We start from the raw sequence: 1,861 nt of genomic DNA, 5'->3' as shown, positions 1-1,861 counted from the left end.
CAGGCAGCCTGTCAAGGTATTCGAAGAGTACCGTCAGGCGGCATAGGCGAGTGTCGCACTTCGAAGTTGAATTCGCGGGTTGCTCAGGGAGATAACCTCAGCATCCCCCATATACAACATATTGAATTTTAAGCACAAACCCCTTTCTAAAGCAGCAAGCTTACTCACTTGCAATGATATATGATTGGTATCAAATAACTGGATTACAGGTATTATGTTCGAATGTTCAGTGACGAAGTCTATCCAATTTTTATAACCATCGGATGGATCCACCAATTTTTTTAACTCAAGAACAACATCTCTTGGGGGCTCCCCTTTTAGTTTACTTTCTTTTTCCTTCTCCAAAATAAAAGACATATCAATATCAGCAACAAAGTTACGTTCGCCGATACTTTTTTTGATACGCTCCATTGTCTTCGCTAATGTTTTAGCTGAAGACCATCCCTTTAGTGGAAATATGGGGATAATTTTGTCTTTATCTTTCTCAGGTAACTGTTCTATTGCCTGCATTTCTGACTGACTAATTGCCAACAACGGAGCATAATCATAAAAATCAAAAATTATTTTATGTGATGACATTTAGAGCTTCCCCAATCTAATCTTCATCGCCGTTGTTGAAACTTCAAAGTCTTTTGCTAACTGTTCATACAACTCTTCATTTTTTAAATCACTGAGCTCTTGTATTCTTTTATGCAATGAAGGCCACGGCATTATCAAGTCTGCGGCAAGTCTATTAGCTTGCGCCTCAAGATGATCAGACAAACCTGAACGATACAAGATATCATCGACAATTCCATCACCAATCAACTCTCTATGGAGAATATAATGAGCTATTTCATGAGCAATTGTGAACCGCTGCCTTTCTTTTACATCATGCCTGTTTACTCTGACAACATAACCACTATCTGATTTTTTTATCTCCCCCGAAACACCAGCATCCAATGTTGCAAGCTTCACACTTAAACCCAACTCTTTAGCTAGTTTTCCTATCGCTACAGGCATCTCTTGGTGATGTTCATCAATTACATCCAAGATGCCTGAGGATATATTTTTCCATTCAACAGAAGTTTTCATATATATTTACTCTTGCATGTCATCTTCAGGTGAATCCGCGACACCCCTGAACGTAACCTTGATTACAGCATCATATATAGCATTATCAAAACGTCCTTGGTCAACCAATTTTATCAATTCATCTTGAACTGATGCTGGTACTTTTTCCTGTGCGATTTCAGTCACTTTTTTTGTAGATATATCTGTCGCAATAGTTGTGGCCAAGTCTGTTGTACTAGACACAATCTTTTTGTATCCAAAGAATGAGAAAATAGCGATAAACACCCCAAGCACAGTTACAATAGCCGATACTGCAGCTAACAGGATACCTATCCACTCGACAAATTTAACTTCACTTTTGCTGTCTTCAATTTTTGATAATTTACTTTTAAGCTCCTCAACCTGCATAAATAACTTCTTATTTTCTTTATTCAAATCACTTAGCGTTGAACTCATTACAGAATAATCATTAGAACTAATGTGATTGGCATCAACCTTCTCTACAAGTTCATTATTTCTGGTTTGAGCATACCCAATTTCCGAACTCAAAATGCAGAAAAAAATAGGAGAAACAGACTCAAATTAATAATTTTCATTCTAAAACCCTATTAATTGCATCCATCAAAGAATGCTCATGATTATTTTATCCATTTTACTCATCTACATTGTATCTATGAAGCAATAATGTTGTTTTAAGTCAATAAAGTGCGATGTTAGAGCAGTGGCATGACCCTGTCTCTTGATCAGATCTTGATCCCCTGCGCCATCAGATCCTTGGCGGCAAGAAAACCCTCCATTTTACTTTGCA

General features: G+C 37.3%; 3 protein-coding genes. All 3 read right to left on the bottom strand.

The features are described 5' to 3' along the window. Positions 1-33 precede the first annotated feature (33 nt). From PG892_RS22130 to PG892_RS22120, 3 genes are read right to left on the bottom strand one after another with little or no spacing between them, the layout of a single operon-like run. Complete coding sequence (locus tag PG892_RS22130) at positions 34-579, bottom strand: beta family protein (RefSeq protein WP_270825886.1); 546 nt, start codon at positions 577-579, stop codon at positions 34-36. Next, positions 580-1,074, bottom strand: coding sequence for an ImmA/IrrE family metallo-endopeptidase (locus PG892_RS22125; protein ID WP_264787126.1), 495 nt, complete (start codon positions 1,072-1,074; stop codon positions 580-582). A gap of 6 nt (positions 1,075-1,080) precedes the next feature. Next, positions 1,081-1,509 carry a hypothetical protein gene (locus tag PG892_RS22120; RefSeq protein WP_264787127.1) on the bottom strand — a complete coding sequence of 143 codons (429 nt, stop codon included), beginning with the start codon at positions 1,507-1,509 and terminating at the stop codon, positions 1,081-1,083. Between the last annotated feature and the right edge of the window lie 352 nt (positions 1,510-1,861).

The sequence above is a fragment of the Aeromonas sp. QDB68 genome, from assembly GCF_027707405.1.
Taxonomy (GTDB): domain Bacteria; phylum Pseudomonadota; class Gammaproteobacteria; order Enterobacterales; family Aeromonadaceae; genus Aeromonas; species Aeromonas caviae.
Note: the sequence above shows the minus strand (reverse complement) of the source record. Positions and strands in the feature narration are given on the sequence as shown.